We start from the raw sequence: 14,270 nt of genomic DNA, 5'->3' as shown, positions 1-14,270 counted from the left end.
AGGGTGGGTCACTTGCTGATGACGACGATGGCCACCACGATCAGGACGACGACCCAGTTCAGGATGTCCTCGTCGGTGGGGTGGCCCGGCCCGGTCCCGCCGGGGCCGTCGGCCGCGACGATGAACTGGGTCATGTGGTCCGAGCCGGTCTGCAGCGCGGTGGCGAAGGACGGCGACGTCTTGGCCTTGCTCTGCACCTGACGCAGCAGCTCGGGAAGGAAGTCGGGCTCCAGGTTCGCCAGCACCGCGGGCACCGGCATGCTCCGGGAGATCTTCGGTTGCGGTCGGTCCTGACGCTGGGTGTAGGACAGGAACCCGAAGGCCAGCAGGGCGCGTGTCTCCGGGTTCTCGTTGACGGCGGCGTCGATGGAGTCGCTGCCGGTCAGGTTCGTGATCCGGCGCCGGACCCAGGCGAGCAGGTCGTCCGCGCCCGGGTCCCGGGGTGCGGACTCGGCGTAGGCGGTCAGGCTCGTCTTGAGCAGCCCGGTGGCGCCCTCGAGGTTGATCGCGCCCAGGTCGGCGTTGACCAGGTTCAGCACCCGGCGTGCGTGCAGCGCGGTCGCCGGGTCGGAGGCGGCCGCCGCCGCGCCGGGCAGCGTCGCGGCGGTCACGGCGGCCAGCGCGGCAGCGCCCCCGCCCACGATCAGTGTTCGTCGGTCCATGATGGTTGTTCCCTTTCCCTAACTGGTGAGAACCGGCAACGCGGCCTTGGCGACCGGATAGCTGGTCGCACTCACGGCGTCGTCGATGGCGGAGGTGTGGTCGATCGGCGGCAGCGGCTGGCCGCGTTTGATCCGCAGGACGACCGAGTCGTAGCCCTGGGCGCCGTTGTAGGCGGTGCAGATGATCTCGACCTCGACCGGCTGGCCGGGCCCGGCGTCACCCCACAGCGGTATGTCGCGGCAGGACGGCTTCAGCCTCGTCAGGACCGTGCTGTCGGCCGAGGTCAGCGAGCTGCGCAAGCCCCCGGTCATCAGACCCGCCGAGGTACGGGCGAGCAGGGCGATCGGCCCGACCACGTTCACGGCGAAGCCGAGTTCGTCCACCGACCCGGCGTTGCCGACCGTGGCCAGCAGCGACTGGGCCAGGGTGACGCAGTCGGTGGCGTTGAGCGCGAACAGTTGCCGGCTGTCCGGGCTGAGCGCGCCGATGTCGGCCACGTTGATCACCGCGCTGGTCGTACAGGCGCGGACCTCGGCCGTGGCGAGCCGGTCGGTGTGCCGCATGATGTCGGTCTTGGCGGCGTTGACCGCGTCGATGATCTTCGTGGTGGCGTCGTCCAGCGTGAGGCCGCCACCGGCCAGCTTCTGGTAGACGTCGTACGCCTTCAGGGCGGCGCCGACGATGGTCGCCGGGTCGACGGCCTGTGCGGGCATCGGGGTGGCGGCCACCAGGGCAGCGGCGGTCATGGCGGCGATCGCGGTGGCGGCCGGCCGGCCGCCGAGTCGTCGGAACATCATCGGTCAGAAGTTCCGGTTCACGGTGTTCGTCCGGACCGAGACGACGGTGCCGTTGGCCTCGCGCACCGCGACCTGGCCGTGGATCTCGTCCTCGCGGTTGAACGGGAAGTCGTCCTCGTTCAGCGTTCCCTGGTCGACCAGCTGGCCGGGCAGGAAGTTGCCGAGGAACTGGTCGAACGGGAAGTCCTCGGCGTACAACGAAATGCTGGTCGGCGTCCCGCCGGTGCAGTTCAGCAGGATCCGGTAGACGGTGGTGCTGGGCCGGGCGAAGTCCAGCTGGCAGCTCGCCGCCAGCGCCGGGCCGCCGAGCCCGACGACGGCACCGAGCCCGCAGCCGACGGCCAGCGCGGCAGCGGCGAACCTGTTCGTGGAACGGTGCATCTCATGTCCTTCCATCCGCGGAGGTGCGGTGTTCACGAAGGAGGCGTTCCGTTCCGTTCCATCGCCTGGGCCGTTCATACGACCCCGATCGGGGCTGTCGGATCGGGCCGGGATTTGGTCATAGTTGTCGGGAAGTTGCGGGCGTTCTGATCCGGATCTGTCGAAGGGTCAACTGGTGGATCTTGATATTTTGGCGGTGACCGCGGCTGCCGCAGTGGTGCAGGCGGCGAGCACCGACGCGTGGACCCTGGTGAGCGGCAAGGTCGCCGGACTGCTGAGCCGCGGCGACCGGAGCCGGCGCGACGTGGTCGAGCACCAGCTGCTGCACACCCGCGAGATGCTCGGCTCGTCGCCGGGCAAGGAGTCGGCCGCTGCCGAGGAACAGCTGTGGGCGATGCGCCTGGCGGACCTGCTCGCGGAGCGCCCGGAGACCAGGCCGGAACTGCAGAACCTCGTCGACACGCAGAAGCCGCGGCCGAACGTGACGATCGGCCCCCACGCGTTCGTCGTCCTGGGCGACCACAACCAGGCGAACCAGACGCATAACCATTACGGACCGTCGTCCCCGCCGCAGTGACCCGCCACGACGTGGACACCCGGCTGCGGCTGACCGACCGGATCTCCCGGATCGGTCTGCAGGACTGGATATTCGGCGGCAGCGGCAAACGTCTCGCCCGTGCCGTCGCCGCGGTGGAGGCCGGGTTCGCGAACCCGCTGCCGGCCCGGCCGGTGCTGCGCCGCTACCGCCGGGCGCTCCGGCTGGCACTGCGGGCCAACCCGCGCGAGGCGGTGGGCCTGGTCCGCCGGTACCACGCCAGGATCCCGGCGGATCGCTACCACGAGGCTTTCCGTACCGGGGACGCCGGTTGGCTGGCCGGTCACGTGGTCGACGGCGACCAGCACGCGTTCGCCGTGGTGCTGGAACTGGCCACCACGCTGTGTCTGCCCGACCTGCAGCACCGCGCCCGGGACCGGATGTCCGCGGTGCTCGGCCGGTCGTCGGACGTGAACGAGGTGATCGGGCACCTGCGGCGCTGGTCGCAGCTGCAACTGCTGGACCTGGACACCGCGACCCGGGTGCTGCGCGGCTGGCTCGACCGCGCCACGCTGGAACGCGACGATCAGGTGTGGCAGGCGTTCTTCGGCGAGCTGCCGCAGTCCCAGGTGCCGGACCTGTTCGAGGTGCGCTGTTTCGTCGGCCGCGGCGTCGACGCCGTCCGCCTGGCCGACGGCAGCGTGCCCCGGCTGCGCGCCGCGGTGGAGGTCTGCGCCCGCTCCTCATCGGTGATCGACGTGGACGCCGGTCTGGGCGCGGCCCGCCACCAGCGCTGGGGCGTCGAGGTCCGCAACCTGCTGGTGCGCCGCGGTGACCTGCTGGCGGCGGACCGGCTCTTCAACGAGGCCCTGCTGTCCTATCAGGAGGCCGGCCGCACCGACCGGGTCAGCGAGTGCCACGAGATGCGGGGCCGTCACGGCAGCGCGTTCGACACCTGCCCGCTGCACCTGACCGACCGGCTGATCCGGCTGGCGGCGCTGTGCCAGGACGACATCCACGAACTCGCCGACCAGGGTGACTTCGCCGCCGCCATGAACCGGATCCGGGCCCTGCTCGGCCGGCTGGAGCAGGCGGCGCACTCCGCCGACGTGCTCGAACGCGACGGCGCGACCGACGTCGTGGCCCGCTGCCAGGCGGCGGTGGCGAGCCAGCGCGACGACGTGCTGAAAGCCGGCCGGTTCCACTTCGGCGCCACCACTCCGATCGCGCACGCCGCGTGGAGCCGGTTCGAGGAGGCGGCCGGTGACCTGTTGATGGCGGCCCAGCAGGCCGAGGCCGCTCAGGAGTCGCACCGCGCGGCCCGGCTGTACCGCGACTGCGGGCAGTTCGGCCGCGCGGAACGCATCCACCAGGACGACACCAGCGTCGAGGCGCTGCGGGACCGGGCCGAGACCCGCAAAGCCGCCGGCGACGCGCTCGGGGCGGCCCAGATCCTCCAGCAGACCGCCGACTTCGACGCCGCCGCCGATCTCTACCTGCAGGCCCGGGAGTACGACGCCGCGATGGTGTGCCTGCACCAGCTGCACACCGACCGGGTCGTCGAGGACCCCCGTACCGTCGCCTGCCTGCGCGGTGGCGGCGACTACGAGCAACTGGTCGCGCTCTGCCTGCGCTCGCTCGCCGGTGGCAGCGGATCGGCGCGCGAGGAACTGCGGCTGCTGCGCGCCGACCCGATGGTGCCCGCCGCGCTGCACCAGGACATCGACACCGCGCTGCACGAGCTGGAAGCCGGCAAACGCGAGGCATTCGTACGGCTGGCACCCGGCTGGGTCGCGCAGGCCCGCGACGAGACCGACCGGCGCTTCGCCGGCATCTGGGGGCTCGACCTGGGCACCAGCACCTGCGCCGTGGCCGTCTTCGACACCGTCACCGACCGCGCCGTGCTCTGCCCGACCGAAGCCGGCGAGCACCTGTTCGCCGCGACGCTGAGCCGCGACGTGCACGGCGACGAACTCGTCGGGCTCGCCGGTGAGCGACTGCTCGCCGGGCGGCTGGTCGGGCACATCGCCGCGGCCAAACGCGCGATGGGCACCGACCGGACATTCGCCATCACCGACCGGGAGTACCGGCCCGAAGAGGTCGCGGCCCGGCTGATCAGTCACGGTCGTAGCGTCGTCGAACGGTTCCTGGCCGAGCGGGTCGCCGAACGCGTCGCCGAACTCGCCCGCGCCGAGCTGGGCCCGGTCCCCGAGGAACTGCTCGCCGGGGCGGCACAGCGGCACGACCTGCGACTGTCGCGGTCCCGGGTACTGGTGACCGTCCCGGCCTACTTCACCAACAACCAGACCGCGGCGACCCGGGCGGCCTGCTCGATCGCCGGGGTCGAGCCGGTGCTGCTGCTGCACGAGCCGACCGCCGCCTGCGTCGCAGCCTCCCTGCAACACCACCTCAACGGCGCGGTGGTCGTGATCGACCTCGGCGCCGGCACGCTGGACGCCAGCTACGTCGAGGTCGTCGACGGGGTGCACAACGTGCGGCAGGTGCTGGGCGACACCCAGTTCGGCAGCATCGACTTCGACCAGGCCATCGTCGAGGAACTCGTCGCCCGGCTCGGCCGGCAGGGCATCCAGGCGCCGGCGAGCGGACCGGCCCGGCAACGCCTCGAGGTCGCCGCCGAACACCTGAAGATCACCCTGTCGTCGGTCTCGGAGGCCGAGTACGTGCTGGTCGGCTACGCCGGCGACCGCGACGTCACGCTGACCCTGTCGCGCACCGACCTGGCCGGCGTGCTCACCGCCGCGCTGGGCCGGCTGCATCGCATCTGCACCCAGCTGCGCGACGAGCTGCCCGGGACGCCGCAGCACCTGGTGCTCGTCGGCGGGCCGATGCAGTCGCCGCTGGTGCGTGAGGTGGTCGAGAAGGTCTTCGGGCTCGGCCGTACCGGCATCCAGGATCCGCGCACCGTTGTCGCGTGCGGGGCAGCCCTGCAGGCCGCCGTCATGGACGGCAAACTCCAGCAGCGACTGATCCACGACGTGACCCCGTTCTCGCTGGGGATCCAGGTCGCCACCGGGACCGGCACGCAGGAGTACTCCAGCATCGTCGAACGCAACGCCCGCATCCCGGTGACCCGGTCCGCGATGTACACCACCCACACCGACCGGGCGACCAGCGTCCGCATCCAGATCTTCAACGGCGCGGTCGACAGCAGCTTCCTGATCGGTACGTTCTGGCTCGAGGGCCTGCCCCCGGCGCCCCGGGGAGTCCCGAAAATCGAGGTGGCGTTCACCATCGACGAGAGCTGCGTGCTCGAGGTGACCGCCCGGGAGATCCAGACCGGGATCGTCGCGGGCATCAAGATCACCGACAGCACCCTGCTGGCGCCCGCGGAGATCGACGCGCTGACCCGCCGGCACCGCGAACTCGCCCTGCAGCAGGACCTGCGGCAGGCCGGTGAGCGGCTCCGCCGGGAGCTGCGGGCGCTGGTCGCGACGGTCGCCGGGCGCGACGTCGACGCGGCCTGGCAGCGGTTCTGCGACCGCAAAGCCGCCCACCGGCCCTCGGCGCACGCCGACGCGGACACCCAGCGGACCCTGATCGAGGTGTTCCGGGACGCGAACCAGACCAGCATCGACCTCGACCTGGTCCGGGTGCCGCTGCGCGACCTGCTGACCAACGCCCGGCAACACCTGGACCGCCCGCCCGCCGATCCGGCCGGGGACCTGGCCACCGGGCAGCACCTGCTGCACGCCGTCCAGCGGCACCTGCCCCGGCTGGACCCGCTGCTGGCCCGGATCGCGCGGTGGAACGCCACGCTGTCCCAGCTCACCATGGCCGACCCCGACCCGTTGTGGCGCTTCCGCGCCCAGCACGACACCCGGGAGTACGCCCCGGCGCTCGACTCGCTGCGCGCCTACGGCGGACGGCTCAGCGACCCGCAAGACGTCACCCGGCACCTGCGCTGCCTGGCCGAAACCGGGCACGCGGACACCTACCGCCGGGTGCTGGCCGCGAACGCCACCGTGCTCGGCCTGGTGCTGCCCGACCCGGACCGCCCGGAACGGTTCCTGGACCCGCTGCGCGACGCACTCGTACGCGTCGAGGTCGCCGGCGGTCCGGCGGCGATCCGGCTCAAGGACCCGGCCGGCACCGACCTGATCCGTCTCGGCCATCCGAAGCTGCTCCGCGTCGGCGACCGGGTCTGGGCCGTCCAGGATCGTGGCCCGGAGCCGTTCACCGCCGTGGCCGGCGTCGTCAACCGGTTCGGACCGGCCGGCGGCACCGGCGCGCGCACCTTCGCGATCGAGATCCAGGGCCCGGTCACGGACGGCCCGCTCTTCAACGACCTCGGCGAACTCGTCGGCATCCGCACCGGCACCTCAGCGGTCCAGATGGAGAGCCTCGAACCGGCACCGTGACGGGGCGAAGGCCGTCGCCGGTGGCGTCAGCCGCGGCCGCGCACCAGGGGGAGGAACACCTCGTCCACGATCTCGACCAGCACCTCGTCGGGGACCGAGGGGATGCCGCGCATCGCGTACTCGGCGCGCAGCAGCATCATCGGCGTCGTCGCCACCCGGTGATGGGCGGCCGCCGCCGGCGCCTCGCCCCGGGCCGCGGCCCGTTCCAGCATCCCGAGCCAGGCGCGGTCCATGGTGTCCGCGCCGGAGCGTTCGCGCATGAGGGTGAGCAGCTCCGGGTCGTCGGCCGCGGCGGCGAGCAGACCCCGCAGCACCACGCCGTACGGCGACGACCACGTCTCGTTGGCCCGGCGCAGCATCTCGAGAGCGTCACCGCGCAGGGTGCCGGTGTCGGGGTTCGGCATGGCGGCGTCGGACAGGTGGCGGTACGCCGCGATGCCCAGCGCCGCCCGATGCGGCCATCGCCGGTAGATGGCGTTCTTGTTGGTCCCCGCGCGGGCGGCGACCCGGTCCATCGTCATCCCCGCGTATCCGGACTCGCGTAGTTCGTCCGCTGCGGCGTGCAGGATGGCCCGCTCCAACTCCTCGCCCCGGCGCCTCGTGCTCATGCCTTGTAGGGTACTGGACGTACCCTATAAGGTACGCAGCGTACCGTATGAGGAGAGGAACTCGCGATGCGCGTCTTCGGCATGAACTACGACACCGGCTTCGTGAGCGGCGGATCCACCACACACGAGCCGTTCGACCCCGGCACCGTGCGGAACGACCTGCGTGTCATCCGCGACGAACTGCACTGCGACGCGGTCCGGATCACCGGCGGTGTCCAGGACCGGCTGGAGCTGGCCGCGCGGCTCGCGGCCGAGATCGGGCTCGAGGTGTGGTACTGCCCGTTCACCAACGGCCTCGACCGCGCCGGGCTCATGGCGTTCGTGCTCGACGGCGCCGAGCGGGCCGAGCGGCTGCGGCGCGCCGGCGCCTCGGTCGTGTACCTCACCGGTTCCGAGATCTCGGTGTTCACCGACGGTTTCCTGCCCGGCCGTGACCTGGCGGAGCGGATGGCGCTGTTCACCGATCCGATGCGGATGAGGGAGGCGGTCCCGGCCGCCCGGGCCGCCGTGCGCGACTTTCTCGCCGACGCGGTACCCGCCGTGCGCGAACGGTTCGGTGGCCTCGTCGGATACGCCTCGATACCGCTCGAGGACGTCGACTGGGCACTGTTCGACATCATCGCCAGCGACGCCGGCTACCGCGACGCGACCAACGTCACGACGTTCCCCCAGACGCTGGCGGCGGCGGTGGGGCAGGGCAAGCCGTACGCCGCGACCGAATTCGGCTGCTGCACGTTCCGCGGCGCGGCCGACGTCGCGGGCGGGGCGGAGCCGGTGACGTTCGACGAGCACGGCCGTGCCGTGAAGCTGACGGCGGAACTGGCGCGCGACGAGGAAGGACAGGCGCGCTACCTCGTTGACCTGCTGCGCGACTACGAGGCAGGCGGTGTGGAGGCGGCGTTCGTGTACACCTTCGCGAATCGGCACCTGCCGAGCACCGGCGACCCCGAGCACGATTACGACCTGGCGGCCCGCGGGATCGTGCGCGTCCTGCCGGACGGCTCCTGGACACCCAAGGCCGCTTTCCACGCCCTCGCCGCGTACGGTCGTTCCCGCACGCAGAGCCGGTGACGTGGCGGCCGAGCGGGATCGGCCTCGGACCGGTAGAAAGGGATGGGCATCTGTCGATCTTCGTGGAGGACCTGTGACCCATTCCCGATCCCGCCGCGGGCCGCTGCGCCTGGCGACCGCCGTCACCGCCGTCCTGGCCCTGGCCGCCGGCCTGCTCACCGCCTCCATCACGCCGGCGAGTGCCGTCGCGTCCGGGCCGGTGATCGATCAGAACTTCGCCGATCCGGACGTGATGAAGGTCGGCCGCACCTACTACGCCTACGCCACCAACAGCGACGGCCGGCACATCAAGTGGGCCACCTCGAGTGATCTGGTGACCTGGGCGGTGCAGGACGGTGATGCGCTTCCGGCGCTGGGTGCCTGGGCCGACCCGGACTGGTCGTTCCCGTCCGGCGGGTCCGGTGATCACGGCGTGTGGGCCCCGGAGGTGTTCGCCACCGGATCGAAGAGCTTCGTGATGTGGTATACGGCGCACGATCGTGCCTCCGGCAAGCAGTGCATCGGCGCCGCGACCGCCACCGCGCCCGGCGGGCCGTTCGTTCCCCGCGACACCGCGTTGGTCTGCACCCCGGAGACGGGTGGCGCGATCGACGCGTCGTCGTTCGCCGAGAACGGCCGCCGGTACATGCTGTGGAAGAACGACGGCAACTGCTGCGCCCAGGACACCTGGCTGCACCTGCAGCAGGTCAGCGCGGACGGGCTGCGCCGCACCGGCACCGAGTCCCAGCTGATCAAGCAGAACAAGCCGTTCGAGGGCACCCTCGTCGAGGCGCCGACACTGTGGAAGCACAAGAACACGTACGTGCTGTTCTACTCGGCCAACTTCTTCGGCAACGGCAGCTACCTGAGCAGCTACGCCACCTCGACCAGTTTGCGCGGGCCGTACACCAAGGCCGCGGCGCCCCTGATGACCACCGACGCGTTCGCCGGTGCGGTACGCGGCCCGGGCGGCCAGGACATCGTGACCGGGCCGGACGGCCAGGACCGGATCGTCTTCCACGGCTGGAACCCCGGCTTCACCTACCGGGCGGTGTACTCGCAACGGCTCGACTGGCAGGGCAGCCGTCCCATCGTGCAGGGCGCCAAGGTGCGCTACGAGGCCGAGGACGCCGCCTTCACCCGCGCCAACGCCCGGTACGCCGCCGGCGGCGCCAGCAACGGCATCGTCGTCGGTGGCATCGACTTCGACGACAGCCGGGTCACCTTCAGCGTCTATGTGCCGCGGGCCGGCACCTATCAGCTGTACACCCGCTACGCCAACGGTTCGGATGCCGGCGCGGCCGGTCACACCCTGGTCGTCAACGGCGCCGCCGCCGGGACGGTCGACTATCCGTTCACCGGCTGGGACAACTGGCAGACCAGCGAACGCACCGTGACGCTGACCGCCGGGACCAACACCATCGCGTACGGCAAGGGCGCGAACTTCGCCGAACTCGACGCGATCGACATCTCCTGACCGGTTGGGGCCGGCAGGCGGTGTCAGAGCGCTTTCGTGAGGAACAGGGTGGTCCCGTGGGCCGGGTCCACCCTGGTCCGCCCGGTCTCGGTGAAGCCGATCTTGGCGAGCACCCGGCGTGAGGCGGTGTTCCAGTCCCAGACCGTGGCCGACAGGCGCTCATGGCCGGACGACCTCGCCCAGTCCAGGACCGCCAGGGCGGCCTCGGTCGCGTACCCCTGCGACCAGACCCGGCGGAGCAGCTCGAACGCCAGCTCCGGTTCCCGGTCCGGCCCACCGGCGTCGATCAGTCCGCAGTAGCCGATGACGGCACGATCGGCCTTGCGCTCGGCGGCCAGCAACCCGATCGACGACGGCGGGTTGGCGCGGATGTACTCCTCGAGCTCCGCGACCGTGGGACGCCCCTGCGCGTCCCGCGACGAGTAGGCTGATCGTCCGTCATCGGACGAGGGAGACCGGCGTGGACTATGGCGACAAGCTCTTCTGGCTCTCGGTGGTGATTCAACGCAAGTACGCGCAGATCTGCGCCGAGCTCGACCTGACCCCCTCGCAGGCCACGCTGCTCTGCGCCATCAGGAACGAGCCGCGGCAGATGGCTGACCTCGCCGCCGCGTTGGGTATGACCAAGAACGCGTTGAGCCAGCTGGTCGATCGCACCGCGCGGCGCGAGCTGGTCGTGCGGGCGAGCTCGGCGCAGGACCGACGGGTCGTCATGCTCAGCGTGACGCCCACCGGGAAGGTGCTCGCCGAGGCCGTCTTCGCTGAGGTCGCCAAGCGTCTGCCCGAGATCGCGAGCAACCTCGGCGCCGACGACCAGCGTGACTTTGAGCGCGTGGCCACCGCCATCGTGGACACCTCGGACCTCTCTCCGCCCACCTCGAACCGACCCGTCACACCGTGAGGTCCGCTGCACCCGCGCCTTGACGATGTTCATGCCGTGAACTAGTTTAGTTCACGGCATGAAATAGTGAAGGGTGGCAGTGATGAGCACACAGACGGCCGGCACGATCGCGGTCTTCGGCGCGACGGGGCAACAGGGCGGGGCGGTGGTCGACGCGTTGCTGGACCACAAGGCGCGGGTGCGGGCTCTGGTCCGCAACCCGCAATCCGGCCCGGCTCAGGCGCTGGCGGCCCGCGGCGTCGAGGTGGCGGCCATCCGGATCGACGACCCGGCGTCGCTGATGGCCGCGCTGGCGACGGTCGAGGCGTTCTACTTCATGACCCCGGAGGCGAACACCCTCGACGAGGTCGAGGCGGAGGTCCGCGTCGGCACCGCGCTCGTCGACGCGGCGGTCGCGGCCCACGTCCCGCACGTCGTGTTCAACTCGGTCTTCGGGGCGGACCGGGAGACGGGTGTGCCACACCACGACTCGAAGCACCGGATCGAGGAGTACCTGCGGAAGTCCGGTCTGAGGGCCACGATGGTGCGCCCGGCCGCGTTCATGGAGGGCTTCGCGAGCGTGATGGCGCCGAGCCTGGAGCATGGGGAGATCGTGCTGAGGCTGCCGCTGCCGGCGGACGTCGCCCTGAAGATGATCTCGATCAGGGACATCGGCCGGGTCGCCGCCGCGCTCCTGCTCGGCACCGCGGAGGCGCCCGGCGGAGCCGTCGAGCTCGTCGGCGACGAGCTGACCGGCCCCCGGATCGCCGCGGCGTTCGGCGCGCGCGCCGGGCTCCCGGCGCGGTACGAAGCCCTCCCGCTGAGCGTGCTTCCCACCGACCTCGACAGGGCGATGTTCCGCCAGTTCGCGGAGGCGGCGGACGACCCTTCGGACCTCGCGGTGGTGCGCTCGATCGAGCCGGCCACCCTGGACCTGGCCGGGTGGATCCGAGCTACCGGCTGGACGGCCGGCTCCTGAGCCTCCGGCCGCGATTCCGGTCTCAGGGCCTGCCCACGCCGGCGCCCGCGGTGACGGTGGCCTTCACGGTGGCCGGGTCGTCCAGGGTGTAGGAGTAGTAGGTCGAGGGCTCCTGCACGGTGCCGCTGCAGACCGGGGTGCCGGACTCGCCGGTGAAGACGTTGTTGCGGGCCACGCAGCGGCCGGCCGGGCCGGCGTAGGTGTTGGTCACCGGCTCCTCGACGTCGGAGAAATAGTTGCCCTCGACCAGGCAGCCCGCGGTGTTCTGGCAGGCCACGCCGGTGTCGGTGTTGTAGAAGTAGTAGTTGTTGTAGACGTGCACCGGCTCGCCGAAGCGGACCCGCGGGTTGCGCTGCGGCGTCGCGTCGAACCAGTTGTGGTGGTAGGTGACCTTGAGCCGCCCGGTGTCCTGCGCGCCGTTGGCATCGTCGTGGCCCAGCAGCATGTTCTTGGTGTGGTGGTGGGTGTGGTTCCACGACACGGTCACGTACGACGAGCCGCGCTTGATGTCGATCAGCCCGTCGTAGCCCTGCGCCAGGTCGTTGTGGTCGATCCACACGTGGTGCGAGAACATCTGTACGTTGATCGAGTCGTCGCTGGCGTTGCGGAACGTCAGGTTCTGGATGATCACGTTGCGGACCGCGTCGTCGGGCGGGGTGGTCATCGCCGAGACCGGCAGGCCGATGTTCAACCCGCCGCCGGTGATGCCCGCCGTCGAACCCACCCCGACGATCGACTTGTTGCTGGTCACGTCGTACATCCCGGCGGGCAGGGTGATCGTGCCGGTGACACAGATGGTGAGCGGCCCGACCCTGGCGATCGCGGCCAGCAGCTCGGCGGCGGTGCCGACGTCGACGACCGGTCCGCCGGCGCCACCGGTCGTGCCGTTCTGGCCCCACGCGTTCACGGTGGCGAAACCGGCCGGCGAGCCGGTGACCGCGCAACTGCCGGGTGCCGGGGGAGGGGTGCTCTTCGGCGGCGTCGAGCTGCTGGGAGTCGGCGTGGGCACACCGGTGTCGACGGTGACGTCGTCGTAGGAGGCGCTCGCGTATGCGGCGACCAGGCCGATGCGCCCGGAGCCGAACGTGCTGTCGGTGGCCTGCAGCAGCGGGGTGCCGTCGACCGCGCCGCGCAGCGTGGTGCCCTGCACGCTCAGGGCCAGGGTGTGCCAGGTGCCGGTGGTGCCGCCGGCCGCGGCGGTCGCCAGCACGGTCGCCGTGCCGCCGGAGACCTTCTGCAGCTGGGCGGCGCCGCTGCCGGTCAGGACCAGGGCGTAGTACGCGGTCGAGGACTGGACGCGGGCGGCGACTCCGATCGTACGATCAAGGGTGGTGAAAGCGATCGGTCTGACGCGGACCTGGAGCGTGTAATCGGTCCAGGACGTGGCGCCGGCCAGGATTCTGGCGTTGGCGCTGGTGCTCGACTGGCGCAGGGCGGGGGAGCCGTCGGTGACCACCGACCAGGAGCCGCCGGAGCGGCTCCAGCCGTTGGCGTCGCCGTCGTCGAACGTGTCACCGAAGACGGTCTCGGCGTAGGCCGGAGCGGTGAGCACCGAGCCGAGCAGCGCGGCGGACGCGGCCACCGCGACCCCGGCGACGATCCATCGCATGCGTGTCATGGCTGATCCACCCTCGGGTAGGAAGCGCTTTCCCGCTGCTTAGCATGCCGACCATAAATTCAGGCATGGGTGGACGTCAATGTGTTGGGTTGCTCAGTACTTGGTGTAGCGGGCCCAGTCATACCCGGCGGTCAATGTGTGGCCCGGGTAGGTGAAGGGCTGCAGCCAGCTGTCCACGCCGATGCCGGGCCAGAGGTTCATCATGATCCGCTGCGGGTGGGTGGGCAGTGGCCCGCGTGAGCCGTTCTCCTGGTGCACGAGTCTTCCGTCGACGAACCAGTTGATGGTGCCGCCGTTCCACCATTCGAACGCGTAGTTGTGGTAGCCGGTCGAGGCGTCGAAGCCCAGGTTGATGACGGTCTCGTGGCCGCCGACCCCGTTGGTGAAGTAGTTGAGCTGTATCTGGGTGGTGTTCTTGCCGAGGATCTCGACGTCGATCTCGTCCCAGGGCTGGCCGTCGCTGGGCCCGGTGTAGGTGAAGAACGAGGTCACGGTGCCCGGGTTCTTGACCGCTTTCAGGCGGGCTTCGAAGCGACCGTACGAGTACAGGTCGGTGGTGCGGTACTCGCCGGCGGCGTACGGCTTGCCGGAGCAGCCGGACGGGCAGGAGCGGGTGTCGAGGCTCAGGTTCATTAGGCCACCGCTGACGGTGGCGTGGTCGGCGCGCCAGCCGGCGTTGAACATCGAGCCGTTGCTGTAGCCGTCGGCCTTGTACCAGCGGCCGGTGTCGAAGGTGTCGAAGTTGTCGACGAAGCTGGGGCCGATGGCGGCCTGGGCGGGTGTGGCGCCGACGCCGGTCAGGGCGGCGACGAGGCCGAGGGCGAGGCCGGTCAGGGCCAGGGATCGAGTGTTTCTCATCGACGTCTTCCGTTCTGCGGGGAATGGGGATTGGAAGCGCTTCCA

Annotated in this window: 12 protein-coding genes and 1 pseudogene; 6 read left to right on the top strand and 7 right to left on the bottom strand. The window is 70.9% G+C overall.

All coding sequences use genetic code 11. From position 1 onward, the window contains the following. Positions 1-8: 8 nt before the first annotated feature. Genes ADL15_RS21280 through ADL15_RS21270 form a run of 3 tightly spaced genes read right to left on the bottom strand, consistent with a single transcriptional unit; the run spans position 9 to position 1,841 of the window. Positions 9-662 (bottom strand): hypothetical protein, encoded by a 654-nt coding sequence (locus tag ADL15_RS21280; RefSeq protein WP_157441494.1) that lies wholly within the window; start codon positions 660-662, stop codon positions 9-11. An 18-nt stretch (positions 663-680) separates the two neighbouring features. Continuing rightward, positions 681-1,460 carry a hypothetical protein gene (locus ADL15_RS21275; RefSeq protein ID WP_067693880.1) on the bottom strand — a complete coding sequence of 260 codons (780 nt, stop codon included), beginning with the start codon at positions 1,458-1,460 and terminating at the stop codon, positions 681-683. Positions 1,461-1,463: 3 nt separating this feature from the next. Then, positions 1,464-1,841, bottom strand: a complete 378-nt coding sequence (locus tag ADL15_RS21270) for a hypothetical protein (RefSeq protein WP_067693878.1) — start codon at positions 1,839-1,841, stop codon at positions 1,464-1,466. 175 nt (positions 1,842-2,016) lie between these two features. On the opposite strand from ADL15_RS21270, the gene ADL15_RS21265 reads away from it, so the two are divergent. Further along, positions 2,017-2,418: a hypothetical protein gene (locus ADL15_RS21265; RefSeq protein WP_157441493.1), complete on the top strand. Its 402-nt coding sequence runs from the start codon at positions 2,017-2,019 to the stop codon at positions 2,416-2,418. Further along, on the top strand, positions 2,415-6,755 hold the full coding sequence (locus ADL15_RS21260; RefSeq protein WP_067693874.1) for an Hsp70 family protein: 4,341 nt from the start codon (positions 2,415-2,417) through the stop codon (positions 6,753-6,755). Before ADL15_RS21265 ends, ADL15_RS21260 begins: the two co-directional genes overlap by 4 nt. Positions 6,756-6,781: 26 nt before the next feature. Here the strand turns inward: ADL15_RS21260 and ADL15_RS21255 are convergent, their stop codons facing one another. Further along, positions 6,782-7,363, bottom strand: a complete 582-nt coding sequence (locus ADL15_RS21255) for a TetR/AcrR family transcriptional regulator (protein WP_067693871.1) — start codon at positions 7,361-7,363, stop codon at positions 6,782-6,784. Positions 7,364-7,429: 66 nt separating this feature from the next. Here ADL15_RS21255 and ADL15_RS21250 point away from each other — a divergent pair, with 66 nt between their 5' ends. Then, complete coding sequence (locus ADL15_RS21250; RefSeq protein ID WP_067693868.1) at positions 7,430-8,434, top strand: hypothetical protein; 1,005 nt, start codon at positions 7,430-7,432, stop codon at positions 8,432-8,434. 73 nt (positions 8,435-8,507) lie between these two features. Beyond that, positions 8,508-9,890: a family 43 glycosylhydrolase gene (locus tag ADL15_RS21245; protein WP_067693865.1), complete on the top strand. Its 1,383-nt coding sequence runs from the start codon at positions 8,508-8,510 to the stop codon at positions 9,888-9,890. Between the two features lie 23 nt (positions 9,891-9,913). Here ADL15_RS21245 and ADL15_RS21240 read toward each other — a convergent pair. Then, positions 9,914-10,279: pseudogene (locus ADL15_RS21240) on the bottom strand (GNAT family N-acetyltransferase); the annotation flags it as partial. 71 nt (positions 10,280-10,350) lie between these two features. On the opposite strand from ADL15_RS21240, the gene ADL15_RS21235 reads away from it, so the two are divergent. After that, a complete protein-coding gene (locus ADL15_RS21235; protein ID WP_067693862.1) occupies positions 10,351-10,791 on the top strand; it encodes a MarR family winged helix-turn-helix transcriptional regulator in 441 nt (146 codons plus the stop codon). An 82-nt stretch (positions 10,792-10,873) separates the two neighbouring features. Then, the gene (locus ADL15_RS21230) at positions 10,874-11,749 is read left to right on the top strand and encodes an NmrA/HSCARG family protein (RefSeq protein WP_067693858.1); all 876 of its coding nucleotides are present in this window, start codon (positions 10,874-10,876) and stop codon (positions 11,747-11,749) included. 22 nt (positions 11,750-11,771) lie between these two features. Here the strand turns inward: ADL15_RS21230 and ADL15_RS21225 are convergent, their stop codons facing one another. Beyond that, positions 11,772-13,367, bottom strand: coding sequence for a pectate lyase family protein (locus ADL15_RS21225; RefSeq protein WP_067693855.1), 1,596 nt, complete (start codon positions 13,365-13,367; stop codon positions 11,772-11,774). Positions 13,368-13,460: 93 nt separating this feature from the next. Further along, positions 13,461-14,225 (bottom strand): beta-glucanase, encoded by a 765-nt coding sequence (gene bglS, locus ADL15_RS21220; RefSeq protein ID WP_067693852.1) that lies wholly within the window; start codon positions 14,223-14,225, stop codon positions 13,461-13,463. Between the last annotated feature and the right edge of the window lie 45 nt (positions 14,226-14,270).

It is taken from the genome of Actinoplanes awajinensis subsp. mycoplanecinus, from assembly GCF_001509495.1.
Classification (GTDB): Bacteria; Actinomycetota; Actinomycetes; order Mycobacteriales; family Micromonosporaceae; genus Actinoplanes; species Actinoplanes palleronii.
This window is presented reverse-complemented; position numbering and strand designations above follow the sequence as displayed.